This is a genomic window from Paraburkholderia heleia NBRC 101817 (genome assembly GCF_000739775.1).
GTDB lineage: Bacteria > Pseudomonadota > Gammaproteobacteria > Burkholderiales > Burkholderiaceae > Paraburkholderia > Paraburkholderia heleia.
Map to the genome: position 1 here is coordinate 252,960 of NZ_BBJH01000002.1, position 23,353 is coordinate 276,312.

General features: G+C 61.2%; 21 protein-coding genes and 1 pseudogene. 11 read left to right on the forward strand and 11 right to left on the reverse strand.

Annotation, left to right across the window (positions count from 1 at the left end):
• The 9 genes from BHE01S_RS01850 (at position 1) to denD (ending at position 8,831) form a co-directional block, all read left to right on the forward strand.
• Complete coding sequence (locus tag BHE01S_RS01850; RefSeq protein WP_042259860.1) at positions 1-1,374, forward strand: acyclic terpene utilization AtuA family protein; 1,374 nt, start codon at positions 1-3, stop codon at positions 1,372-1,374.
• Complete coding sequence (locus BHE01S_RS01855) at positions 1,361-1,675, forward strand: AtuA-related protein (protein ID WP_042259862.1); 315 nt, start codon at positions 1,361-1,363, stop codon at positions 1,673-1,675. The genes BHE01S_RS01850 and BHE01S_RS01855 overlap by 14 nt, the downstream gene beginning before the upstream one ends.
• A 136-nt stretch (positions 1,676-1,811) precedes the next feature.
• The gene (locus tag BHE01S_RS01860; protein WP_042259865.1) at positions 1,812-2,516 is read left to right on the forward strand and encodes a FadR/GntR family transcriptional regulator; all 705 of its coding nucleotides are present in this window, start codon (positions 1,812-1,814) and stop codon (positions 2,514-2,516) included.
• 67 nt (positions 2,517-2,583) lie between these two features.
• Positions 2,584-3,474, forward strand: a complete 891-nt coding sequence (ltnD, locus tag BHE01S_RS01865; RefSeq protein ID WP_042259867.1) for an L-threonate dehydrogenase — start codon at positions 2,584-2,586, stop codon at positions 3,472-3,474.
• A gap of 19 nt (positions 3,475-3,493) precedes the next feature.
• Positions 3,494-4,822 (forward strand): 3-oxo-tetronate kinase, encoded by a 1,329-nt coding sequence (gene otnK / locus BHE01S_RS01870; protein ID WP_042259869.1) that lies wholly within the window; start codon positions 3,494-3,496, stop codon positions 4,820-4,822.
• Complete coding sequence (otnC, locus tag BHE01S_RS01875; RefSeq protein WP_042259872.1) at positions 4,819-5,475, forward strand: 3-oxo-tetronate 4-phosphate decarboxylase; 657 nt, start codon at positions 4,819-4,821, stop codon at positions 5,473-5,475. The genes otnK and otnC overlap by 4 nt, the downstream gene beginning before the upstream one ends.
• Before the next feature lie 136 nt (positions 5,476-5,611).
• Positions 5,612-6,949, forward strand: a complete 1,338-nt coding sequence (locus BHE01S_RS01880; RefSeq protein ID WP_042259874.1) for an MFS transporter — start codon at positions 5,612-5,614, stop codon at positions 6,947-6,949.
• Positions 6,950-6,971: 22 nt separating this feature from the next.
• A complete protein-coding gene (gene otnI, locus BHE01S_RS01885) occupies positions 6,972-7,760 on the forward strand; it encodes a 2-oxo-tetronate isomerase (protein ID WP_042259876.1) in 789 nt (262 codons plus the stop codon).
• An 81-nt stretch (positions 7,761-7,841) separates the two neighbouring features.
• Complete coding sequence (gene denD, locus BHE01S_RS01890) at positions 7,842-8,831, forward strand: D-erythronate dehydrogenase (protein WP_042259877.1); 990 nt, start codon at positions 7,842-7,844, stop codon at positions 8,829-8,831.
• A gap of 168 nt (positions 8,832-8,999) precedes the next feature.
• Here the strand turns inward: denD and BHE01S_RS01895 are convergent, their stop codons facing one another.
• The gene (locus tag BHE01S_RS01895; RefSeq protein ID WP_042259879.1) at positions 9,000-9,353 is read right to left on the reverse strand and encodes a DUF4148 domain-containing protein; all 354 of its coding nucleotides are present in this window, start codon (positions 9,351-9,353) and stop codon (positions 9,000-9,002) included.
• Between the two features lie 349 nt (positions 9,354-9,702).
• Between BHE01S_RS01895 and BHE01S_RS01900 the strand changes: the two genes are divergently transcribed.
• Positions 9,703-10,290 (forward strand): alpha/beta hydrolase, encoded by a 588-nt coding sequence (locus tag BHE01S_RS01900; protein ID WP_281177733.1) that lies wholly within the window; start codon positions 9,703-9,705, stop codon positions 10,288-10,290.
• A gap of 970 nt (positions 10,291-11,260) precedes the next feature.
• Here BHE01S_RS01900 and BHE01S_RS01905 read toward each other — a convergent pair.
• The 9 genes from BHE01S_RS01905 to ilvD form a co-directional block, all read right to left on the reverse strand.
• Positions 11,261-12,451 carry a porin gene (locus BHE01S_RS01905; RefSeq protein WP_042259881.1) on the reverse strand — a complete coding sequence of 397 codons (1,191 nt, stop codon included), beginning with the start codon at positions 12,449-12,451 and terminating at the stop codon, positions 11,261-11,263.
• 79 nt (positions 12,452-12,530) lie between these two features.
• On the reverse strand, positions 12,531-13,901 hold the full coding sequence (locus BHE01S_RS01910) for an MFS transporter (protein WP_042259883.1): 1,371 nt from the start codon (positions 13,899-13,901) through the stop codon (positions 12,531-12,533).
• A gap of 102 nt (positions 13,902-14,003) precedes the next feature.
• Positions 14,004-14,612: a transposase gene (locus tag BHE01S_RS36385; protein WP_245639610.1), complete on the reverse strand. Its 609-nt coding sequence runs from the start codon at positions 14,610-14,612 to the stop codon at positions 14,004-14,006.
• A gap of 37 nt (positions 14,613-14,649) precedes the next feature.
• Positions 14,650-15,999, reverse strand: a complete 1,350-nt coding sequence (locus BHE01S_RS01915; protein WP_042259886.1) for an FAD-dependent oxidoreductase — start codon at positions 15,997-15,999, stop codon at positions 14,650-14,652.
• A gap of 24 nt (positions 16,000-16,023) precedes the next feature.
• Positions 16,024-16,476, reverse strand: coding sequence for an aconitase X swivel domain-containing protein (locus tag BHE01S_RS01920; RefSeq protein ID WP_042260005.1), 453 nt, complete (start codon positions 16,474-16,476; stop codon positions 16,024-16,026).
• Positions 16,473-17,759: an aconitase X gene (locus BHE01S_RS01925; RefSeq protein WP_042259887.1), complete on the reverse strand. Its 1,287-nt coding sequence runs from the start codon at positions 17,757-17,759 to the stop codon at positions 16,473-16,475. Before BHE01S_RS01925 ends, BHE01S_RS01920 begins: the two co-directional genes overlap by 4 nt.
• Positions 17,760-18,659 (reverse strand): TauD/TfdA dioxygenase family protein, encoded by a 900-nt coding sequence (locus BHE01S_RS01930; RefSeq protein ID WP_042259889.1) that lies wholly within the window; start codon positions 18,657-18,659, stop codon positions 17,760-17,762.
• Positions 18,649-20,013 carry an MFS transporter gene (locus BHE01S_RS01935; RefSeq protein ID WP_042259891.1) on the reverse strand — a complete coding sequence of 455 codons (1,365 nt, stop codon included), beginning with the start codon at positions 20,011-20,013 and terminating at the stop codon, positions 18,649-18,651. Before BHE01S_RS01935 ends, BHE01S_RS01930 begins: the two co-directional genes overlap by 11 nt.
• Before the next feature lies 1 nt (position 20,014).
• Entirely contained in the window at positions 20,015-21,730 is a 1,716-nt protein-coding gene (ilvD, locus tag BHE01S_RS01940; RefSeq protein WP_042259893.1) for a dihydroxy-acid dehydratase, read from the reverse strand.
• Between the two features lie 28 nt (positions 21,731-21,758).
• Here ilvD and BHE01S_RS01945 point away from each other — a divergent pair, with 28 nt between their 5' ends.
• On the forward strand, positions 21,759-22,781 hold the full coding sequence (locus tag BHE01S_RS01945) for a LysR family transcriptional regulator (protein WP_245639611.1): 1,023 nt from the start codon (positions 21,759-21,761) through the stop codon (positions 22,779-22,781).
• A 363-nt stretch (positions 22,782-23,144) separates the two neighbouring features.
• Here the strand turns inward: BHE01S_RS01945 and BHE01S_RS38740 are convergent.
• A pseudogene (locus BHE01S_RS38740) lies at positions 23,145-23,353 on the reverse strand (IS110 family transposase); the annotation flags it as partial.

Below are 23,353 nucleotides of genomic sequence, written 5' to 3' on the forward strand. Positions count from 1 at the left end.
ATGAACCGGACCGAATCATCAAAACGCGTGCGTATAGGCGCGGGCGCAGGCTACTCGGGCGACCGCATCGAGCCCGCTGTCGAACTCGCGGCATACGGCGCGCTGGACTACCTCGTATTCGAATGCCTCGCGGAACGCACGGTCGCGATCGCCCAGCAGGCACGCCGTCACGATCCCGAACTCGGCTACGATCCACTGCTCGAAGCACGCATGCGTGCCGTGTTGCCCGTCGCCGTCAGGAACCGCGTGCGGATCATTTCGAACATGGGCGCAGCCAATCCACGCGCAGCGGCGGTCAAGACGGCGCACATCGCACGGGAGCTTGGACTCAGCGGACTGAAGATCGCCGCAGTCACCGGCGACGATGTGCTCGATGTCGTTCTGGGTTCCCAACTGCGTTTCGAAGAGTCCGGCGACGATGTCGGCGACTATACGGACCGCATCGTTTCGGCGAATGCGTACCTTGGCGCGATGCCGATTGTCGAGGCCCTTGCCGCGGGCGCGGATATCGTGCTGACGGGGCGCGTCGCGGACCCGTCCTTGTTCACGGCGCCGCTCATTCACGCGTTCGGCTGGCGCATGGACGACTGGAACACACTCGGGCAGGCGACAGTCGTCGGGCATTTGCTCGAATGTGCGGGCCAGGTGACCGGCGGCTACTTCGCCGACCCCGGCATCAAGGACGTACCGGATCTCGCGCGGCTGGGTTTTCCGATTGGCGAAGTGAGTGCCGATGGCAGCGTCGTCGTGACGAAGGTGCCGCAGGCGGGCGGGCGAGTCACCGAAGCGACGTGCAAGGAGCAATTGCTCTACGAGATTCACGATCCGCACCGCTACTTTCAACCCGATGTCGTCGCGGACTTTTCCGAGGTCCGTGTCGTAGAGGAGGCGTCAGACCGCGTGCGCGTAACCGGCGGACGCGGTGTTGCTCGCACCGGCACGCTGAAGGTGTCGGTCGCCTATGTCGACGGCTACATCGGAGAGGGGCAGATTTCCTATGGCGGGCCTGGCGCGGTCGAGCGTGCTCGTCTTGCACTCGACATCGTGCGCGAGCGCCTCGCCATCACGGGCGTCGACACGAGCGAGCTGCGCTTCGACCTGATCGGCGTGAATTCCCTCTATGGCGACGCGCTTGCGGCGCATCACGGCGAGCCGTACGAAGTGCGCGTTCGGGTGGCCGGGCGCGCGGAGAACGCAAGCGAGGCGGCACGCATCGGCAACGAGGTCGAAACGCTCTACACCAACGGACCTGCGGGCGGCGGGGGCGTCACGAAAACAACTCGCGAGGTGCTTGCCGTGCAGTCAGTGTTACTGCCACGCGAACAGGTGAATCCGGTTTTTCAATTTGTCGAGGCAAGCGATGAAACTGCGTGAACTGGCCCATGGCCGCACTGGCGACAAAGGCAATACGCTGAATATTTCGGTGATCTGCTTTGATGCGAAGCACTACGCCCCTCTGCGCAACGTCCTGACGTCGGAGCGTGTCAAGGCTCATCTCGCCGACGTGGTTAAAGGCGAGGTCGTGCGCTACGAACTGCCGCTGCTGGGTGCGTTCAATTTCGTGCTCGGCAACGCGCTCGGCGGGGGCGTCACGCGTTCACTGGCGCTGGACGCGCACGGCAAGTCAATGAGCATGGCGCTTCTCGATCTCGAAGTGGACGACCTTGCCGAATGACCGCAGTGCGGCGCTCTTTCCGGAAGGCGTGAGGCTGCGCCGCGTGAAACACGCTTGAGCTTTAAGGGTTCTCCCTAATGCAGATCCATGTCCTGAAATTTGTATGATGACCGCATAACATGGCAAATCTGCTGATATGTTCGAGAAAATTCCCAACCGGGCGTTGAGCGACACCGTCGCGCAGCAACTGCTCGCGCAGATCGACAAGGGTACGTTCGCACGCGGCGGCAAGCTCCCGACCGAAGCCGTACTGGCTCAGGAGTTCGGCGTCAGCCGCACGGTGATCCGCGAGGCCATTTCGCGATTGAAGAACGAAGGCGTGGTCGAGCCGCGCCAGGGCAGCGGCGTGTACGTCAGCGCGCACGGCGCGATCCGGCCGCTGCGCATCGACTACGCGGAAGCGATGGAAGGCGGCTCGGTGCTGCAGATTCTCGCGGTGCGCCGCGCGATCGAAGCCGAAGTCGCGGCAGAAGCCGCGATGCGCCGCACCGACGCCGACATGATGGCCATCGACGCCGCGCTCAGAAAGATCGACGAAGCCGTCGCCGAAGGCCGCGACGGCGTAGCCGAAGACGTCGCGTTTCACCGCGCGATCGCCACCGTGACCGGCAATCCGTACTTTCTGAAGACGCTGACGTTTCTCAATCAATACCTGGAAGCAGGCACCGTCGTCACGCGCCGCAACGAGGCGCTGCGCGAGGACTTCTCGCGCCAGGTGCGCGACGAACACGCTGCAATCGCCGCGGCGATCCGCGCAGGCGACCCGTTGGCCGCACGCAACGCCGCGCAAACCCACATGTACAACGCGGCGCGCCGTTTGGCCGAAGCCGGTATCCGCTGAGTTTGCAGACGCATTCGCTCGCGTCGTGCACGGCGCTGTCTGAAGCACTGTTCGTAGAGGAAAGGGTATGTCGCGAAACGTCGGAGTGATCGGTTTGGGCGCGATGGGCATGGGTGTCGCGCGTTCGCTGCTGCGCGGCGGTTTCAACGTCCATGCGTGCGACGTGCGCCGCGAAGTGCTCGACGCATTCGTCGCCGTCGGCGGCACGGCCTGCGCGAATCCCGCCCAGCTTGGCGCGCAGTGCGATGTGATCGTCACGCTCGTCGTCAATGCAGCGCAAACGGAAACGGTGCTGTTCGGCGAGCAGGGCGCGCTCAGGTCGATGAAGCCGGGCGGCGTGGTGATTGCGTGCGCAACGGTTGCGCCCGACTTTGCGATCGACCTCGGGCGTCGCGTCGAAGCGTCCGGACTGCACATGCTCGATGCGCCCGTGTCGGGCGGCGCGGCGCGCGCCGCATCGGGAGAGATGACCATGATGACGTCCGGGCCCGCCGCCGCGTATGCCGCATGTGAAGACGTGCTCGCCGCGATGGCGGGCAAGGTGTACCGGCTGGGCGAGCAGCATGGCGCGGGCTCGAAGGTAAAGATCATCAACCAGTTGCTCGCGGGCGTGCACATCGCCGCCGCCGCCGAGGCGATGGCGCTGGGTCTTCGCGAAGGCGTCGATCCCGATGCCCTCTACGACGTGATCACGCACAGCGCCGGGAACTCATGGATGTTCGAGAACCGCGTGCCGCATATTCTCAACGGCGACTACACGCCGCTGTCGGCCGTCGACATCTTCGTCAAGGACCTCGGCCTCGTGCTCGATACCGCGCGACGCTCGAAGTTTCCGTTGCCGCTGTCGGCGGCAGCGCATCAGATGTTCATGATGGCCTCGACGGCTGGCCATGGCGGCGAGGACGACTCGGCAGTCGTCAAGATCTTCCCGGGCATCGATGTGCCCGTGAAGCGCTAAGCGGGAAGGGCGCAACGACATGACGAACACCAACGCCGCTGTCGGCAAGCCGCTGCTCGGCTGCATCGCCGACGATTTCACGGGCGCGACCGATCTCGCGAACATGCTGGTGCGCGGCGGCATGCGCACCGTTCAGACGATCGGCGTGCCGGACGCCGGTGCTCGAATCGAAGCCGACGCGCTCGTGGTTGCGCTGAAATCGCGCACGATCGATGCCGCCGACGCCGTGGCGCAGTCGCTGGCCGCGCTCGAATGGCTGCGCGCGCAAGGCTGCCGCCAGTTCTTCTTCAAATACTGCTCGACTTTCGATTCGACCGATCAAGGCAACATCGGGCCCGTTGCCGACGCGCTGCTGGACGCGCTATCGCCCACCGAAGGCGGTGCGCCGTTCACGCTCGCATGTCCTGCGTTTCCGGAGAACGGCCGCACGATTTATCGCGGGCATCTGTTCGTCGGCGACGTGTTGCTGAACGAGTCGGGCATGGAGCATCATCCGCTTACGCCGATGACGGACGCGAACCTCGTGCGCGTGCTGCAACGGCAGACGCGCTCGAAAGTCGGCCTCGTACGCTACGACGCGGTGGCGCAAGGCGTGCAAGCCGTGCGTGCATCGATCGATGCGCTGCGTGCCGACGGCGTGCGCATGGCGATTGCCGATGCCGTCTCGGATGCCGATCTCTACACGCTTGGGCAAGCGTGCGCGGACCTGCCGCTGATCACGGGCGGCTCGGGCGTCGCGCTCGGTCTGCCCGCGAATTTCAGCCGCGCCGGTTGGCTTGCCGATGCCGCCGCCGATGCAGGCGCGTTGCCGCGTGTCGACGGTGCGTCGGCGGTGCTGGCGGGCAGTGCGTCGAAGGCGACGAATGCGCAGGTTGCAGCATGGCGCGAAACGCGTCCGGCGTACCGCATCGATCCGCTCGCGGCGGCGCGCGGCGAGCCGGTCGTCGAACAAGCGCTGAACTTCGCGCGCGAGCATATGCAGGCAGCGCAACCGCAGCCCGTGCTGATCTACGCAACGGCCTCGCCCGACGAGGTGAAGGCGACTCAGCTCGAACTCGGCGTGGCACAAGCCGGCGAAATGGTCGAACGCACGCTCGCGTCGATCGCACGCGGTCTGCGCGATCTCGGCGTGCGCAAGTTCGTCGTCGCCGGCGGCGAGACCTCGGGTGCCGTGGTGCAGGCGCTTGGCGTCGACATGCTGCGCATCGGCAAGCAGATCGATCCGGGCGTGCCCGCAACCGCCACGCTCGGTGCCGAGCCGCTTGCGCTCGCGCTCAAGTCCGGCAACTTCGGCGCGGCCGACTTCTTTGCGAAGGCGCTGCGTATGCTCGACGGAGACGCAAAATGACGGCGGCCATTCACACCGGCGGCGAAACGAAAATCCGCGAAGAGATCTGCATGACGGGCGCGAGCCTCTACGCGCGCGGTTACACGGTCGGCAGCGCGGGAAACATCAGCGCGCGGCTCGACGACGGCTGGCTCATCACGCCGACGGATGCCTGCCTCGGCCGCCTCGATCCCGCGGAGATCGCGAAGGTCGACCTCGACGGCAACGCGGTTTCGGGCGGCAAGCCGTCGAAAACGCTGGCGCTGCATCGCGGGGTGTACGAGCGCAACGGCGCAGCGCGCGGCATCGTGCATACGCATTCGACCCACCTCGTCGCGCTGACGCTCGCAGGCGTCTGGAGCGAAGCCGACGTGCTGCCGCCCATTACGCCGTACTACGTGATGAAGGTCGGGCACATTCCGCTGATCCGCTACCGGCGTCCCGGCGATCCGCAAGTCGCGCAGCAGATCGCCGCGCTCGCCGACCGCGTGCGCGGTGTGCTGCTGGAGCGCCTCGGGCCGGTCGTGTGGGAGCATTCCGTTTCGCAGGCTGCGTATGTGATCGAAGAACTGGAAGAGACGGCGCGCTTGTGGTTGATGGCGAATCCTCGTCCCGCGCCGCTCGACGACACCGCACTCGAGGAACTGCGCAAGGTGTTCGGCGCACGCTGGTAGCCCATTCGAGCCCATCGGGTTTTCCGCGCACCCGCGCGGCCCCTGGCGTATCACCCACCTCAGGCAAAAAAGCCGGAGGGCCGTCCGGCACGAAGCGGGCGGCCTGCAACCGGCGCCACACCAAAGGAGACAACGCATGACAAGCTATCAGGCTGCATCCGTTCGCCCTGTATCCACCGCCGGCGCTGCCGGGCAACCCGGCATCGCCGAGATCGAACGCACCTACGGCAAGGTGTTCTGGCGCATCGTGCCGTTTCTGATGCTGTGTTATGTGGTCGCGTATCTGGACCGCGTCAATGTGGGCTTTGCGAAGCTGCAAATGTCGCAAGACCTCGCGTTCAGCGAAACCGTGTTCGGTCTCGGTGCGGGCGTGTTTTTCGTCGGTTATTTTCTCTTCGAACTGCCCAGCAACATCCTGATGCACCGGCTCGGCGCGCGCATCTGGATTGCGCGCATCATGATTACGTGGGGGCTGCTTTCCGCCGTGTTCGTGTTCGTTCGGACTCCCCTGCAGTTCTATGCGCTGCGCTTCCTGCTCGGTCTCGCCGAAGCAGGGTTCTATCCGGGCGTCATCCTGTATCTCACGTACTGGTTCCCATCGCATCGCCGCGCGAAGATCATTGCAGTGTTCATGTCGGCAATTCCGGTTTCCGGCATTTTCGGCAATCCGCTGTCGGGCTGGATCATGCAGACGTTCGATTCCCGTCACGGCTTCGCAGGCTGGCAATGGATGTTCGTGATCGAAGCGGTGCCTGCCATCGCCATCGGCATCGCGACGATCCTGTACCTCGACAACGGCATCGCCGGCGCGAAATGGCTGACGCCGCGCGAAAAGAAACTGCTCGCCGACGAGATCGCGGCGCAGCCGCAAGAAGCCGCGAAGTCGCATTCGCTGGGCGCCGTGTTCCGCGATCCGCGCACGTGGTGGATGTCGCTGATCTATTTCGCGTTCGTCACCGGCCAGTACGGACTCACGTTCTGGATGCCGACGCTCGTGAAATCGACCGGCGTGGCGGGTGCGTTCGAAATCGGCATTCTGAGCGCGATTCCGTTTCTCGTCGCCATCGTCGTGATGAACGTGATGGGCCACAGCGCGGACAAGCGCCGCGAGCGCCGCTGGCATCTGATCGGGCCGGCGCTGGCGGGCGCGGTCGGCTTCACGGTCGCGGCGTCGTTCGCGAACAACACGGCGGTATCGATTGCGTTCCTGTCGATCGCCGCTGCGGGCGTGCTGACCTGCGCGCCGCTTTTCTGGTCGCTGCCCACGGCGTTCATGTCCGGCGCGACGGCGGCAGCGGGCATCGCGATCATCAATTCGATCGGCAATCTGGCGGGCTTCGCCAGCCCTTACATGATCGGCTATCTTAAGGATCTCACGCACAGCACGCAGTCCGGCATGTACGTGCTTGCCGCGATGCTCGTGATTGGCGCGCTCGCCGTCTGGCTGACGCCCGCGCGGCTCGTGAACCGCTAACCGTATTCAAGGAGTCGCTTCGATGCCACGTTTCGCCGCCAATCTTTCGATGATGTACAACGAACACGCATTTCTCGACCGTTTCGCCGCCGCCGCTCGCGACGGCTTCGAGGCCGTGGAGTTTCTGTTCCCCTATCAATTTTCGGCCGCCGACATCAAGCGGCGTCTCGACGATAACGGGCTCACTCAGGCGCTGTTCAATGCACCGCCTGGCGACTGGGCGGCGGGCGAACGCGGCATCGCATCGTTGCCGGGCCGCGAGGGCGAGTTTCGGCGCAGTATCGAGACAGCACTTGATTACGCGCGGGTACTCGGCAACGACAAACTGCACGTGATGGCCGGATTGATCGAGCCGGAACAACCGCGCGCCGCGCATCGCGAGGTGTATCTGAAGAATCTCGCCTATGCGGCGCAGGCAGCCCAGGCTCATGGCATCACCGTCGTCATCGAGCCGATCAATACGCGCGATATTCCCGGTTTCTTTCTGAACCGGCAAGACGATGCGCAGGCCATCTGCGCGGAAGTCGGCGCGCCGAACCTGAAAGTGCAGTTCGATCTGTACCACTGCCAGATCGTCGAAGGCGATCTCGCCGTCAAGCTCAAGCGCGACATGCAGGGCATCGGGCATATCCAGATTGCCGGCGTGCCCGAGCGGCACGAGCCGGATATCGGTGAAGTGAACTACCCGTATCTGTTCTCGCTGATCGACGCGCTCGGCTACGACGGCTGGATCGGTTGCGAATACCGGCCGCGCGCAGGCACTTCCGATGGGCTTGGATGGATCAGGCCGTACGTTAAGGCGCGTAGCTGAGCGCAACAGGGCCTGTTCACATTCCACATTCATAACGGGCTTGAGAACGGGCCCTGGCACACACTGAGGAACAACAGCGACATGAAAGTATTGATCACGGGCGGCGCGGGATTTCTCGGCCAGCGTCTCGCGCGCGAACTGCTCGCACGCGGCGCACTGTTGGGCGCGCACGGACGGCGCGAGCCGATCACCGAACTGGTGTTGCTCGACGTCGTAGCGGCGCCGGGACCGGCTGACGATCGCGTGCGTGTCGAAGTCGGTGACATTGCCGAACGCGGCGTGCTCGAACGTCTGATCGACGACAGGACGTCGGCGATTTTCCATCTCGCGGCGATTGTCAGCGGCCAGGCGGAAGCGGACTTCGATCTCGGCATGCGCATCAATCTCGACGCGTCGCGGCTGCTGCTCGACGTGTGCCGTGAGCGCGGGCATCGGCCGCGAGTCGTGTTCACGAGTTCGGTCGCAGTCTACGGCGGCGATCTGCCCGATGTTGTCCGCGATGAGACCGCGTTGAATCCGCAGTCCTCGTATGGTGCGCAAAAGGCCGTAGCCGAATTGCTGCTCAACGACTTCTCGCGACGCGGCTTCGTCGATGGGCGCGTCCTGCGTCTGCCGACCATCAGCGTGCGGCCGGGCAAGCCGAATGCGGCGGCATCCTCGTTTGCCAGTGGCATCATTCGCGAGCCGCTGAACGGTGAACCGGCCGTGTGCCCGGTGAGCGGTTCGACGCGGCTGTGGCTGCTGTCGCCGCGCAAGGCGATCGCATGTCTCGTTGCCGGATGCGAGATCGATGGCGCGGCCCTCGGCAACCGGCGTACGGTGAATCTGCCGGGCGTGTCGGTGACGGTCGACGAAATGATTGCCGCGCTGCGCGAAGTGGCGGGCGATGCCGTTGCGGCACGGATCGCATGGAAGGCGGATGAGCGTGTGGAGAAGATCGTCGGCAGCTGGCCTGCGCAGTGGGACACGGCGCGCGCGGTCCAGCTTGGCCTGCAGGGCGACGCGTCGTTCAAGGATATCGTGCGTGCATTCGTCGACGATGAACTCGGCGGGAAGATTCCGCAGCATTGATTGCCTGCACTCTAACGGGGCTGCCCATGTCGGCTGATTGCGCAAGAAACAACGGGGAGAACAGGCTGCGCCTCGTCATCTTTCTGTAATGATTGGGTGAGATCGGCTCGGCGTTCATGGAAGGCGAGCCGATCTCAACAGGGTCACTCAACACACTGCACCGGCGATTCAGCTACCAAAATACGTCGTGCAAAAGCTGGCCGGGCCAACACAGACGGGCGGTGCGGGCGTGTGCGTACGCGAACCCGCGGCCGAGGTGCCCGCCATGGATACGCCACCCACGTCGCGTTGCGCCGAATCTTGCGCGTATTGTGCCGCTGCGACTTTCGCTTCCGCAGCCTGAATGTCAGCGGGATAGTCGATGTCGTCGCCACGGCCCGGGCTGTATCCGGCCTGCTCGACACGCACGAGATCCGCACGCACTTCGGCGCGGGTCACGGGTTGATTGGACTGCGCGAAGCTATATGCCGGGACGGCAACCGCAGAAGCCGCGACGAGAATGCTGAGAAGAAGCCTGGACATGATCGATACTCCTATATATCAGTAAAGCGGATGAGTCGGGAAGGAAAGTCGCAGCATCGACTGTGCATGGACCCGAACACAGGTTCAGGAACGGGCGACCTGGAACATGGCCAGGCGAGGCAAGGCGTTACTGCGTGGTTGCAGTGTAGGTAGGCACTCCGGTCGCCAAGATTACCCAGTCATTACAAGAAAATAACGAATCTTCCGTCCCTTTGATTTGATGTCCCGGCGCGGGTACGTCATTTGTTCGTAATGACTGGGTAACCCTCTCGGTCGAGGCAGCTTTTTAGACTGGCCGTGTTGTCCGGTCTACGACATCCTCACGAAGGACCGCTACACCGTCACGCTCGTGCAAGAGCCGCTGACATCATTCACGGAAGACGTGACAGCTACGAAGCGCGTCATCGATAGCCTGGATGGTCCATGCGTGCTCGTCGGCCATAGCCACGGCGGCGCGATCATCACGGAGGCGGGCAACGACGAACACGTGAAGTCGCTCGTCTACATTGCTGCTCATGCGCTCGATGCCGGCGAAACCGAAGTCTCGAATGGCAAGCGTTATCCGGACACGACGCCCCATGGGGACATCGTGAAGACAGCCGACGACTATCTGTATCTGAATCCCGCCGACTATGCGCGCGATTTTGCCGCCGACCTTCCGGTTGCGCAGGCCGAATTCGAGGCCCATGAACAAATGCCGACCGCGGCAAGTGTATTCGCGTCGGAGATTCCGGATCCGGCATGGAAAATCAAGCCCACGTTTTATCTGGTCGCGAAGGCGGACAAGATCATCAACCCGGACCTCGAACGCATGTATGCGAAGCGGGCTCACGCCAAGACGGTGGAAATCGATGGCGCCAGCCATTCGGCTTACGAATCGCATCCGAAGGACGTGGCCGCGCTGATCGAGCAGGCGGCTCAGCAACAGGGGCGGTGATTCGGCTCCTGCGCGGCGGCCGGAAACCGGACATTTCAAAGCCAGATGCCGTCCTGGCTTCCAACGAACGTGGCGGCTGTTGCACTCGCGGCGAACGCGCGGCCTTGGGCGGTCGCCTCTCGGACGTTACGACCCTATGGGAGGAGAGCCATGGTCGCAGTCAGTCACGCCGATTTTTATTTGGCTTTCGACTTCGTCAGCCATGCGGCGCCGACAGAGCGATCTGCTGGAGCGGGAAGGCGTGCGGCTTCCCATCGTCAGGAGCGATCGCGCACGAGGTCTGGTGCCGCGTGAACAGGACCTTTATTCCTCACGGTAGAGCAACAGGCCGTGACCCGCACGCAGCACGTCCGCGGTATCTCCGGATTGCGCGATGAACGCCTGCGAATCTTCAGTGTTCGGCGCTAGATTCTGCCGAAAAAGGCAGCAAAGGGACCGGTGATATCTCTTATTACGCCGGGCGGGATAACAAAGAAGCAAGCCATGCCGTAGAACACCCGTCATCTCCGCGGGGAGGTACGGAATTTCCTCTCCGACGGGCAGATTAACCATGAACCTCGGGCAGTCAATTGCATAAAACTGCATGAAGTTTTCCAGTATCGTCGCGCCACTCGCGCGCCGTTGTACGCATCTTCAAGGATGGTCTCGGCTTCACGGGCCCGGCATCAACTCGTATGCCGCGGGCAACATCCGAAGTGGCGCCAGATCGATACCGGAATAGACTATGCCTTCTCGATGCGGACCGATGTGCATATGTCGCTAATCTACCAATGCGCGGCCCGGCAATTCGACCACCACGCCCATCCCGGTGTTCGGACTTGGCAGTGCAGAGCAGGCAACGAACTGGCGTGGGTCGTGAGTTTGCGTCAACGGTACTGGTGGGCGCGGCGGTCGAAGCGGACACTGCGAAGTGCTGCACCGGTAGCGTCCGCAAATTGTCGTTGCGGACGCTACCTCGCGACGCGTCGTATCAGAACCGGTGACGTAGCCCCGCCAAGATTGCGATCTGGTTTTTCTGGTTCGTACCAGCCGGACCGAAGAAGTTGATCGCGGTTGCATCCGAGTCGCCAGCCTGGCGCTGGAAAACGATGGACGCGTGGAGATCGGTGCGCTTGGACAGAAGATACGAGGCGCCAGCATCGATCTGATGCCAGCGCGGATGGCTGCCGCGCGCGTACGACGTAGCCCCCGCGCCGGTATAGCCCGAGGCATCGGTGAAGATGTAGCCAATACCTGCCGAAATCGCCGGCGTGAACATGTACCGCGTATTGACTTCGTAATTGTCCACGCGCATGGAATGATCACCCCTGTAGTTCAGACGTGTATCGGTAACGACAGCGTTAACCGACAACTGGCCGAAGTCATAGCCGGCGCCGAGAGCCGCAACACGTTGACGCTCCACAAAACCCGCGTTGTAGAAGATCGCCGTCGAGAAAGTGTATTCGCCGCCGTTCGCGCCGTTCGGGTTGCTGCCGCCAGGTTGGCCCGCCGAAGGCTGATCCATTTGCAGGAAAGTCGCTGCCGCGTGCAAGCCGCCGCGCTTGTACATGGCGCCAAAGCCGAACGCGCGGTTGTTGGCGAAGCCTTGACCGTCAGTGCCACCCGCCTGATTACTGAAAGCGTAGATCGCGCCGAGCCTCAAGCCTTGAAGCGGACTGACTTCATACTTGACGGTGTTGTTCAGACGCACCGTCTGGAACGTGTCATCCACGTCGCCGACGTGTGCGCCGTAGATACTGCCGAACTGAAGCCACGAGAGCATCGGGGCGATGTAGTCAAAGGTGAAGTCGTACTGGCGACCCATCGTGAAGCGGCCATACGCGCTTGAATCCACGCCGACGAACGCCTGACGACCGAATAGACGGCCACCTTGCGACGAAGTGCCGTTCAGTGCGCTGAAGCCCATCTCCAGCGTGAAAATTGCGGCGAGGCCACCGCCGAGGTCTTCACGACCCGTGAAGCCGACACGGTCACCGCTACCCCAGCCGGTTTGCATCGACCAGCGCGATGCGCCTTTCGTGCTGATCGAAGAGGCGACTGAGTTCGTATACGCAATACCGTTGTCGATGATGCCGTACAGCGTCACCGAGCTTTGCGCTTGAGCCACCATCGGCGACGCACAGGCGGCCAGAACGGCGGCAGTACAGATTGCAATCTTCATTGTCTCGCTTCCAGATAGAATAATTTTTATTTAAATAGATTTTAATTATTTATATTAAAACAACGATAATCAAAAATCGCTAATGAGCGGCTTCCGCTACGACTTCTTCGGAAGTGTCATCTGAGCCACGGTACGCGCGTCCGAGAATAAAAATCAGCACGGTCACCGCCATAACCGGGATCGCCGCGAACTGAAACAATTGCGCAACGGGAACATGACCGGCGAGCAGCGCGCCGCCAATCATCGGGCCGGAAATCGAACCGATTTTTGCGACACCAATTGCAGTACCCGTGCCCTTCGCGCGAAAGCTGGTGGGGTAGACCATCGAGCTCACGGCATTCAAGCCCGATTGCGTGCCGGACACACAGAAACCCACACCGAATACAATTGCGGTCAGCACGCCTGCACTGAAGCCCATGCCGAGCGCCGCAACGAGCGGGAAACCGATAAGCGGAAGGATCGTAACGAGCTTGACACCGTGCTTGTCGATGAAGCGCATCAAAATCAGGCTACCCACCGTACCGCCGATAGAAAACAGCGTGGAAATCAGCGCCGCATGGTGCGCATCGATACCGGTTGCTTCGATCAGGACGGGGAGCCAGTTCTGCAAGAAAAACAGCGCCATCGAATTAGCAATGTAGGCAAGCCACAGCGTCGTGGTGATGTAACGCAGGTTGCCCATGAACAGCATGCTTACTTTGAACCGGGTAACGTTGCGTTCATCGCTAACGATGAATTTGGCATCGGCGGGAATTGGCAAGGTAGGCGCGAGGCGCTTGAGCGTTTTTGTAATCCCTGCTTGCGGCCAGTTGTTAAGCACCTGGTAGCGCAGCGATTCGTGCATGACGAAGGACAGAACGCAGGCCGCGATGATCGGCGCGAGACCGCCAACCACAAATACGGCGGACCAACCAAACCTGGGAACGAGCCCAACAGCAACACCGCCACCGAAACCCGCACCCAGCGTATAGCCGGTGAACATCGTCGTCACCCAGGTGGCGCGCAGTCGTTTCGGGGCGAATTCCGACACGAGCACGAACGCATTAGGCACAGCGCCGCCGATGCCGATGCCTGCGGTGAATCGCAGCCACAGAAGATGATCAACGGTGGTGGCCCATGCGGTTGAAAGCGTCACTAGACCGTAAAACACGGCACCGAACAGAATGGCACGTTTACGGCCGATCTTGTCGCCGATCCAGCCGAACAGGATCGAGCCCACCATGATGCCGAAGATGTTCGCGCCGAATACCGGACCCAGTGCGCTACGTTGAATGCTCCACGACTTGATGAGCGAAGGTGCAGCGTAGGCGAGTGCGCCGAGTTCGTAACCGTCAGTGAGCATGATGAGCCACGCGCTGAAGATCACGACAACTGCGAACCAACCGACCTTTTGCTCCTCGATGAGACGCGACACGTCAATCGTGCGCCCAGCATTTAATGCTTGAGTCATTGTCTCCTCCTTTTGAACGCTGCGTCAGGTACCAGCCATCGCCAGTACGCTGCGCAGTGTTTCTTCATGCCGGCGACCCGGAGTCATCGGCTCTTTGCTGCACTAGTCCGTTGAACCGGATGAATTGCACCGGATTCGCCACGATGGATCGAAGTACTTCAATTTCATTGGAAGCGCCTGTTTGTTGTATTGACGTATATAGCGCATGAGCTTTTGTCGAGATCCTTGGTGCAGGTAAATACACCACGTGCAATGACGTCGCGCTGGATGCGGAAAAAACCAGTTCTCGATCTGATTTAGCCATGGCGAATACGTAGGGGTGTAATGTGTCGAGACCTTCGGATGGTCAGCCAGTAATATTTGAACGGCGTCGGTTTTGCGGCTGCTCACGTTGTTGCAGATCAGGTGAATCTCTTTCCGCGCGGCTGGGCGTGTAGTCGCACACTCTGGCTTTAAGGCCCGCCAGGTCAGGTCGTGGCGCCCGGACTGGATGTCTACCGTACAAGTCCGCCAAACGCTCACTGGTGAAGCGCATTTGCCACGAAGCGCGCATCGCAACGAAATTCCGCCCATGATCGCCGCACGCGAAGCCCTCTCGTCGAGCAGGAAGATAAACTGCGCGCGCCTCACCTGGCTAACGACCATCGTGCGGCCGCGCTGCATCGACATCAATTCTTCGCCATCGGTTTCACGCAGATTCAGTTTTCCCACGCACTGAAAATCAGTGTAATTTCATTGGTTCAATGGACTAGTCCTTCAGGTGCGGAGGATCAATGCGATCCACGTTGTCGAACAGGCGTTCGCGCAAAGCCTTGCGATCCACCGTCGAGATGGCATTGCCGTCGGCGAGATCGAATGCGTGCGCAACCGCTGCACCCATCGCGATACACGGACCCATCACCCGAACGCTCGACAATGCCGTTGCATCCGCGTCGATACAGCGACCCGCGGCGAGCAGGTTTTCTGCGCCCTTGACCACCAGGCTGCCGAACGGGACCGTGTGCAGGTGATCATCACCGAACGGCTCCCACACGTAACCATCCGCGCGGTCGTGCAGTTCGATAGGCCAGGAGGTACGCGTCACGGCATCGTCGAATTTGACGGCCCGGATGACGTCATCGGAAGTCAGTTGTTGCTCGCCGACGATCCAGCGTGTTTGACGGACGCCCGGCAGAGCGTACGCGCGGATACGGGAATTCTTGTAGATCTCCGGGTATTCGCCCTTCAGGAATTCATATGCAACATCCGCTTGATCGCGGCCCGAAAGGGCAATACGTGAGGCTTCAATCGGGTCAAGCGGCGTTTCGATGTGCGTCATGTTCGCCATCGCGACGCCGGTGCCGCGCAGGTAGAACATCAGACCGTCTTTGCGTTTGAGGCCATAGACGTGGGCACGCGCTTCGACACGTTCGCGGAATTCCGGATAGGTTGGAAGGTTCGTTTCGTCCAGTCCTTCGACCACGAACATCTGCGTACCCTGGACGTGCGTGACCGGCTCCTGGCAATCGAAACCCGCGAGATAGGTGAGAGCGGCGTCGCCGCTGGCGTCAACGAAGCCATTCGCCGCAACGCGAACGTCACCATAGCGCGTTGCGGCTTCGAGTTCCTGCACGCGCGAACCTTCGCGTTTCACCTCGCGCAGCACTGCGCCGAGCACGAGCGTTACGCCTGACGTGAGAATTTGTTTGTCGATCCAGCGGGCGAGTGCGACTTCGTCATACAGAACGACGGTCGTGAGCGGGCCTTCCTTGTAGTTCAGCGCGCCTTGCGCGCCGAGGTCCTTCAGGATGCCATCCGCAATACCGTGCGTTACCTGGAAGCGCTTCGGGCCATTGGAAAAAAGACCGCAGAACGTACCGATAACCGAATTGACAGCCTGACCGCCGAGCGCCGGAAGGCTATCGACGAGTACGACTTTGCGGCCGAGTCTGGCTGCTTCGAGCGCAGCGGAAATGCCGGAAATTCCCGCGCCTACGATACAAAGGTCCGCTTGCAGTTTCCAGCTCTTCGACTTTTCGTTACTTTGGACAATTTTGGTTTCTCGTGCCACCGTACTTCTCCATAAAATCTGGCGTGCGCGGGAGAAGCCCCGCCGCATTCATTTCCGCTTTAAGTCTCGCTGCTAATCTCGCCTGCGCCGGGTCACTTCTACAATGCCCCGATTGGCATCCACCTTTACCCAATCGCCCGTTTCAATCACGTCGAGTGGATCGATGTCGAAATCGGTAACAGACGGGGCATGCGTCACCACAGCACCTAATGCAATCTTGGTGGTCATCTGGTTGAACAACATCGCAGCCGGGGCAGTCCCCATGAGGCGCGCGATGTGGAATTGGCTCGACCAGCCCGACGATCCTTTCGCACCCGGACACACGAGCACCTTGCCCGCGAAGCTTTGGCCGCGAAGCTCGTGACGTGTTTCGATGACGCTGCCGGTACGCGGATCGATACCACCCCAACCCGAAATCTGTTCACGCGTCACGAGGGCTTCACCTTCAACCACGCCGCCCACCACTTTGCGGCCGTGCAGAACGATCTTGACTTCGTCTGCCGCTTCAACTGTTCGTTTGCTCATGTCGTGAGCCATCCTTGCCATTTCCTGGTGACTGCGGCGTCCACACATTCGGCCGTCGTGCCGAACCATGCTTCGACGCCCATGATTGCAGGCAGGTAGTGCGCCTGCTTGGCGGAATCCAGCGCAACGACACGCGTGCCCTTGGGCATGACTCGACCGATTGCCGAGCAGGTGTCCGTCATCAGCACGGCACCCGCGTTTTTCAGGCGTTCCGTGTAGCCAGCCTGGTCAGCGAGTTGACGCGTTGCACGCGCCGTGAAGATCCACAGCGAGCTATTTGCGTTCACCTTGCGGCCTTCGAGCAATTCACAGACTTCCCAAATCTGTTCGATCGAGTAGTGCGGGCAACCTAGCATCACGAAATCGACCTTCAATTCACGTGCAGTCGTGTTTACGCGCTCGTACGCAAGACGACGTTCGGCTACACCGTAACGAATGACTTCGACCGGCTTACGGCCCCGAAGCGCTTCTTCGCGCGTGCGGGCTTCAGGCGTCTGGCCCACGATGTGATACATCTCGACGCCGCCAGAGGACGCGGCAGCGGCACCGAAATGCTTCAGTTTGGCGAGATTCGCACCGCCTCTCAGGCCATCGATGACAGGAATCTGGTCCTGCACGGCTTCACCGATGTAGTAGCCGAGCAGCCCCCAGTCCTGCACCGTCTTGATCTCGATATCGAGTTCGATCAGGTGCGTGCCGGCGCGGTTTTCTTCGAGGTGCAGACCCCAGTAAGGAATCTTGCCCGTGAGCATCGCAGCGCCTGTGCTTTCACGTCCTTCAGCATTCGTGCGCGCGCCGAGCACTGCATTGATATAAATAACGGCCGACGATTCCATCCAGGCACAGTGTTCGCCACGCACCGGCACGTTGCCGGTGAGGTAGGGCGCACACGTATTCATGGGCTGAATGCCAAGTTTGGCCTTGTACTCCTCCCCCATCTTGTAGACCTTGACGACTTGCTCATCAATGCCTTGAAGATGGGCGTTTTCAGGATCCAGGCCCTGTTGCAGGTGCGTGCTGAATACCTTGACCTTCGGAATATCGATCTTGCCTGGGGTATCGAGGCTGAATTCCGAAAACACGGAATCCATACCGCTTTCCTTTAATGCGTAGTCGCGCAGGAACGGCATCGTCGCGCCGACCGTTCCAGAGACGTTATTCGTGTCGACGAGACGTTCAGCGCCGAGCGCTTCACCGTAGCGCACCAGCAGATCCATTGCTGCGTGAACGGCCTCACCATCGCGGCCGTCGAGCATGGCGCGTTCATCATCATTCAAGCGCATTTAATTCGCTCCGTGCTCGGCCGTGGCTGGCGTTCGGTCAATATCCTGGGTTGTTGCGCGGCGCAGTTCGCGGCGCTCCGACAAATCGTAGTGACGGCCACGATGCAGCGTGCAGCGGTTATCCCAGATCACGAGGTCACCGGCTTGCCACGAATGCTTGTAGACGAACTGGCACTGCGTGGCATGCTCCAGCAGGTCAAGCAGCATCATGCGTCCCTCGGCAACGGTGAGACCCGGCACCTGCGTTGCGTGTGCACCAATGTACAGATGCTTGCGATGCGAACCCGCGTGCTCGCGAACGATAGGCCATTGCACCGGCGGAAGTGCGGCGCGCTGGGCTTCGTCGTATTCCGTGTCGCCGAGGAAGAAACGCGAGTGCAGGGCATAGTGCTCGACTTCCAGACCGTCGAGTTTGGCTTTTTGGTCGTCTTCGAGTGCGTCATACGCCGCGCGCATATCGGCGAATTCCGTTTCACCACCCTTCGCGGCGGGGACGACACAGTACAGCATCGAGTAACGCGCGGACGGCTTCTGAAACGAGCTATCGCTGTGCCAGAGCTGGTTCGCGAGATTGCCCACGATACGGCGGTGATTGCGGGTTGCAATTTCGCCTTCTTCGTTCAGGTTCGAAATATCCGCGAGTTCCTGATATTTCAATCGCGCATGGGGCGAAGCCACGCGCTTGAAGCCGACATCGAGCGGACCGAGGCCGCGCGCAAAGTCAAGCTGTTGATCTTGCGTCAGCGGTTGACCGCGGAACACCAACACGCCGTATTGATTCATCGCATCGTCGATCTGGGATGCGAGCGCTTCGTTCACAGGCGCGGTCAGGTCAATGCCGGTTGCGAGGCCAGCAAAATCAGGGCGCGCTGAGTCGATGGGGGTCACTTTAAACGGCATGGTTCATTCCTTTCTCGGAGATTGCATCAGGCGCGGTGGTTTCACGGCTGCGCTGCAGCAGACCCAAAATAAATGCGAGGACAGCGACGATTGCAACCGGCACTGCAACCCAATAGAAAACCTGTGCGATGGGAACATGCTCGGAAATCAGCATGCCGCCAATGAGCGGCCCCGCGATTGCACCGACCTTCTGAATGCTGACTGCCGTCCCCGTTCCTCTTGCACGAAGTGCAGTTGGGTAAATCAGCGATGCAACCGCATTCAAACCCGATTGCGTGCCGACCACGGTGAAACCAGAAAGGAATGCGAAGCACCACAGCAGCGGTACCGGTAAGCCCGTGCCGATCAACGCGACAACTGGAATGCCAACGATCGGCAACACGGTAATGACGATCGCGCCGCGAGTGTCAACGAAACGCATCAGCGCGAGACCGCCGACCGTGCCGCCAATCTGGAACATCGTGGTAACGAGGGCCGCGTCGTGCGGGGAAAGGCCAACACGTTCGATCAGCACCGGCAACCAGCTGCTCATGAAGAACAGCGCGAACGAATTGGCGATATACACGAGCCACAGAACCGGGGTAATCGCGCGCAGCGAACCCGCAAACAATTCAGAAAACGCCCCTGATTCAACTGGTTCTTCTGCGATCACGAATTTCATGTCAGGCGTGAGCGAAACGCCCGGCGCGCTACGCGCAATGATTTTCGCAACGTCTGCGTGGCGAGCCTTGACGGTAAGAAACCGGATTGACTCGGGGACGACGAACGCCATCATGATCGAAGCGAGAATCGGTGCAATTCCGCCGATCATGAACACGACTTGCCAGCCATGCGTCGGAATGAATTGCGCTGCGATGATGCCGCCCAGGCTGCTACCGATCATATAACCGCAGTACATCAGCGTGACCCACGTTGCGCGTTGACGCTTCGGTGCAAAATCGGTCATATAGGCGATCGCGTTCGGCACCACACCACCAATACCGATGCCCCCAAGGAATCGCAGCCACAACAGCTGGGTCAGATCCGTTGCTTGCGATGCCGCTAGCGTGAACACCGCGAGCACGAGGCTACCGAGGATGATCACGCGTTTGCGACCGAGCACGTCACCGAGATAACCGAGCGCAAATGCGCCGATCATCGTACCGAACACAAACGCGCTGAACACAGGTCCGAGTACCCCGTGATCGAGATGCCAGGCGCGACCGAGTGCAGGGGCTGCGAAAGCCATTGCGGCGAGGTCATAGCCTTCGGTCATCATTACCACAGCGATCGCGATGATGAGCAGAACGCCGAAACTGCGCGTCTGCTCCCGCTCAATCACCGTACCAATATCGACTACGGATGAGCAGTTCATGTCAGCGACCCTCTTGCACGCGCGATGCGTTGAGAACGGCGCCTTGCGGAGTTTCGCTGACCGTCGCGCGGTAAATCTTCAGCCAACCCGCGTCGTTGACCAGCGCGGGTTTTTTCCAAACGGCTCGGCGCTGTTCAAGCACTGCCTCGTCAACGAGCAGGTCGCACACGCGGAGATCGAGGTCGATGTCGATCAAGTCGCCATCTTCCACGAGTGCCAGCGGTCCGCCTCTTGCGGCTTCCGGTGAGACTTCCGCGACCACGAGACCCTTGCACACGAGGCCCGAGAGGTGACCGTCCGTGAGCATGGCGACTTCTTCGCCGAGGCCCGCACCGTCGATGGCGAACACGACACGCGACGCGCCGCCGCCCATTGCCGGACCGCCACAAGCACCCGCGCCCCGCATGACGACCACCTTGCCGGGCCTCACGCGACCGTCCTTGATTGCCGCGATCGCTTCATCGGAAGTCCAGAAGCAGATCGCTTCGCCCTTGAATACGCGAGCCTTGGTCGGTGAAATACCGAACTTGACGATACCGGTTTGCGGCGCCAGGTTGCCTCGCACCAGGATAATCGCCGCGCTATTGGCGAACGAGTTATCGACGGGACGGATAACGTCGCCGTCAGCGATTGTCACGCCAGCGAGATTTTCAGCGACGGTTTTGCCCGTCACCGTCATTGCGCTCGTGTCCAGCAACGATTCGAGACGCTTCATCACTCCACGCGCGCCGCCTGCTGCTTCCAGTTGCTCGATAGTGTGCGAGCCGACCGGACGAACGCCCGTGAGTACCGGCGTTTGATCGGCGCAATCTTCGAACAGCTTGTAAATATCGACGTCTATCTGGCCCTCCGTTGCAACGGCTTGCAGATGCTTGACGGAGTTGATCGAGCCGCCGACTGCGAGAACCACCTTCACGGCGTTGGCGAATGCCCCCGGCGTGAGAATGTCGCGCGGACGCTGGTCATCGAGGACCAGCTGAACGATGCGCGCGCCGGCTTCACGCACATGGTTGAACATTTTTTCGCTGTTGGCTGCGACCGGCGTGCTACCGGGCAGGGCCATGCCCAGCGCTTCGCAGACGATATGCATCGAATTGGCCGTGCCGAGACCCGAGCAAACACCAGGGCCGCGAATGGCGTTCTGGCTCATGCCGATCAGGTCTTCTACGGGCAGCTTGCCGGTGAGCGTATGCATCGCGCCGACAAACACGTCTTCGATGTCGACGTGCTCTCCTTTGTATTCGCCGCTCGGCTGGTAGCCGCAGGCCACCACAATGGTCGGCACGTTCAGGCGCGCTGCGGCCATCAACTGACCAGGGATCGTCTTGTCGCACGATACGAGGCACACCATGCCGTCAAGCTGCGCGCCTTCAACGGCAACTTCGATGTCGTTCGTAATGAGATCGCGCGCCGCCAGCATGTACGCGCCGCGCGCGCCTGCGCCGGTGATGAAATCGCTTGGCGCCGCGGTTCGGATTTCGAACGGCAGCGCGCCCGCTGCGCGGATCGCGTCCTTCAGTTGAGCGGCGATGCCGTCGAGGTGGCTGAAGCAGGTTGCGAGTTCTGATGACGAATTGACGATCGCAATCTTCGGTTTGGTCAGGTCCTCTTCGCTGATGCCGAGATTGCGCCACTGGGCGGCACGCACTGCGCCGAGGTAGGACCCGCGCGGGAAATTGCTGCGCAACGGGCGTTGCGGCTTTTGTCCTTCAGACATGGCGTCTCACTCCTTTGGTATGGAAACGATGTTAGGAATCGGGATAAAATCCGTCAATTATGTGACGTCGATAGGGATCATCCAAATTATGGATATTCGTCAAGTCGATCTGAACCTGTTAAAGGTTTTCGACGCGCTGCTGAAGAAGCGGCACGTGACCCAGGCGGGCGCGAGTATCGGGCTGAGCCAGCCGGCGATGAGCTATGCACTGTCGAAGTTGCGTGAGTTGTTCGGGGATCCGCTTTTTGTGCGCACCGGGCGCGGGATGGAACCGACGCCACGCGCTCAGGCGCTCGGCGATCCGGTCGCGCGGCTGCTCGATCTCGTGCAGGTCGAGATCCTGCCGGCTCCCGAGTTCCGACCAGCGGAGTCGTCGCGTAGTTTTGTCCTGTGCATGTCGGATATCGGTGAGATGGTGTTTCTGCCGCGCCTGCAGAGTTTTCTGGCGAAAACAGCGCCGCACGTAAGCATCAAGACAGTAGCGCTCAGCATGCCTGATCTGGAAGAGGGGCTTGCGAGCGGCGATGTCGATCTCGCGATCGGCTACTTTCCGGGGCTGAACAGCGAATCGCTCAAGCGCAAGGCGTTGTACCGGCACGAGTACGTGTGCATCGCGCGCGACGACCATCCGCAGATCGGCGACACGTTATCTCTCGACCAGTATAAGGAGGCCACGCACGTGGTGGTCCACCCGGATGGCCGCGAGCAGGATGTGCTCGAACGCGCGCACGAACGGCTCAGGATCCGTATCAACGTGCGTTTCAGCGTGCCGCGTTTTATTGGGGTGCCATTCATCGTCGCCGGATCGGACATGATCGCGGCGGTCCCTCAGGCGGTCGGGCGGCGCTTCGCGGAATTCGTGACTGTGAAGCTGCTGCCGTTGCCGTTTCCCGCTCCGATGTATGACTTCTACCTGCACTGGCATCCGCGTTTTCATCACGAGCCGGCCAACTGCTGGATCCGCGACGCGATGAGCGACCTCATTAAGCGGCCGATGCAGCATGAGCCGCTGGCGAACACGAAGCGCATGCGTATGAACACGGCGTCGTAGCGGAACGTAATGTTCGCGAGCGGTAGCAAATGCAATGTCATGGCCAGACGTCTGTCTCGGGCTGACGACATGAACCGGCCCAGGAATTCCGCCGCACCCCCGAACCCGACATTTCTTATATGGTCGCCTCCCATTTGCAGGGTGTTTATGTGTGGCGAGGAGGGTGGTTGCGGACTGATATCCGGACTCGATCGCGGGCATGCCCGCCGGCCCCGATGGATTTCGCCGCAAAGGTCCTAATCTAAAAGGCGGACTCGAGGTCCGAGAAGTGTCTCAGGCTAGCTTTTGCGCGGTCCAACCTGTCCTTGCCATCGTTCAATACACCTGTGCAACCGTGGATGGGTTAAAGGCCTTCACGCGCGATCACTGCGACGGTGCCACCTGATACGTACGGCCATACGCCAGCAGCGCCCAGATTGTTCGCGCCATCTTGTTGGCGAGCACAACAGCAACGACGTTCGTTGGACGCCTGGACAGCATCTGGCGCAAGCGCTCCGGCAAATGCCTTGCGCTCGCGATGACCGATCGTGCGCCGTGAATCAGCAGCGTTCGCAAATACACGTCACCGCGCT

Coding starts and splice junctions, on each gene's coding strand:
- BHE01S_RS01850 (WP_042259860.1), top strand. CDS start 1: ATGAACCGGACCGAATCATCAAAACGCGTGCGTATAGGCGCGGGCGCA.
- BHE01S_RS01855 (WP_042259862.1), top strand. CDS start 1,361: ATGAAACTGCGTGAACTGGCCCATGGCCGCACTGGCGACAAAGGCAAT.
- BHE01S_RS01860 (WP_042259865.1), top strand. CDS start 1,812: ATGTTCGAGAAAATTCCCAACCGGGCGTTGAGCGACACCGTCGCGCAG.
- ltnD (WP_042259867.1), top strand. CDS start 2,584: ATGTCGCGAAACGTCGGAGTGATCGGTTTGGGCGCGATGGGCATGGGT.
- otnK (WP_042259869.1), top strand. CDS start 3,494: ATGACGAACACCAACGCCGCTGTCGGCAAGCCGCTGCTCGGCTGCATC.
- otnC (WP_042259872.1), top strand. CDS start 4,819: ATGACGGCGGCCATTCACACCGGCGGCGAAACGAAAATCCGCGAAGAG.
- BHE01S_RS01880 (WP_042259874.1), top strand. CDS start 5,612: ATGACAAGCTATCAGGCTGCATCCGTTCGCCCTGTATCCACCGCCGGC.
- otnI (WP_042259876.1), top strand. CDS start 6,972: ATGCCACGTTTCGCCGCCAATCTTTCGATGATGTACAACGAACACGCA.
- denD (WP_042259877.1), top strand. CDS start 7,842: ATGAAAGTATTGATCACGGGCGGCGCGGGATTTCTCGGCCAGCGTCTC.
- BHE01S_RS01895 (WP_042259879.1), bottom strand. CDS start 9,353: ATGTCCAGGCTTCTTCTCAGCATTCTCGTCGCGGCTTCTGCGGTTGCC.
- BHE01S_RS01905 (WP_042259881.1), bottom strand. CDS start 12,451: ATGAAGATTGCAATCTGTACTGCCGCCGTTCTGGCCGCCTGTGCGTCG.
- BHE01S_RS01910 (WP_042259883.1), bottom strand. CDS start 13,901: ATGACTCAAGCATTAAATGCTGGGCGCACGATTGACGTGTCGCGTCTC.
- BHE01S_RS01915 (WP_042259886.1), bottom strand. CDS start 15,999: ATGCGGCGGGGCTTCTCCCGCGCACGCCAGATTTTATGGAGAAGTACG.
- BHE01S_RS01920 (WP_042260005.1), bottom strand. CDS start 16,476: ATGAGCAAACGAACAGTTGAAGCGGCAGACGAAGTCAAGATCGTTCTG.
- BHE01S_RS01925 (WP_042259887.1), bottom strand. CDS start 17,759: ATGCGCTTGAATGATGATGAACGCGCCATGCTCGACGGCCGCGATGGT.
- BHE01S_RS01930 (WP_042259889.1), bottom strand. CDS start 18,659: ATGCCGTTTAAAGTGACCCCCATCGACTCAGCGCGCCCTGATTTTGCT.
- BHE01S_RS01935 (WP_042259891.1), bottom strand. CDS start 20,013: ATGAACTGCTCATCCGTAGTCGATATTGGTACGGTGATTGAGCGGGAG.
- ilvD (WP_042259893.1), bottom strand. CDS start 21,730: ATGTCTGAAGGACAAAAGCCGCAACGCCCGTTGCGCAGCAATTTCCCG.
- BHE01S_RS01945 (WP_245639611.1), top strand. CDS start 21,759: ATGTTAGGAATCGGGATAAAATCCGTCAATTATGTGACGTCGATAGGG.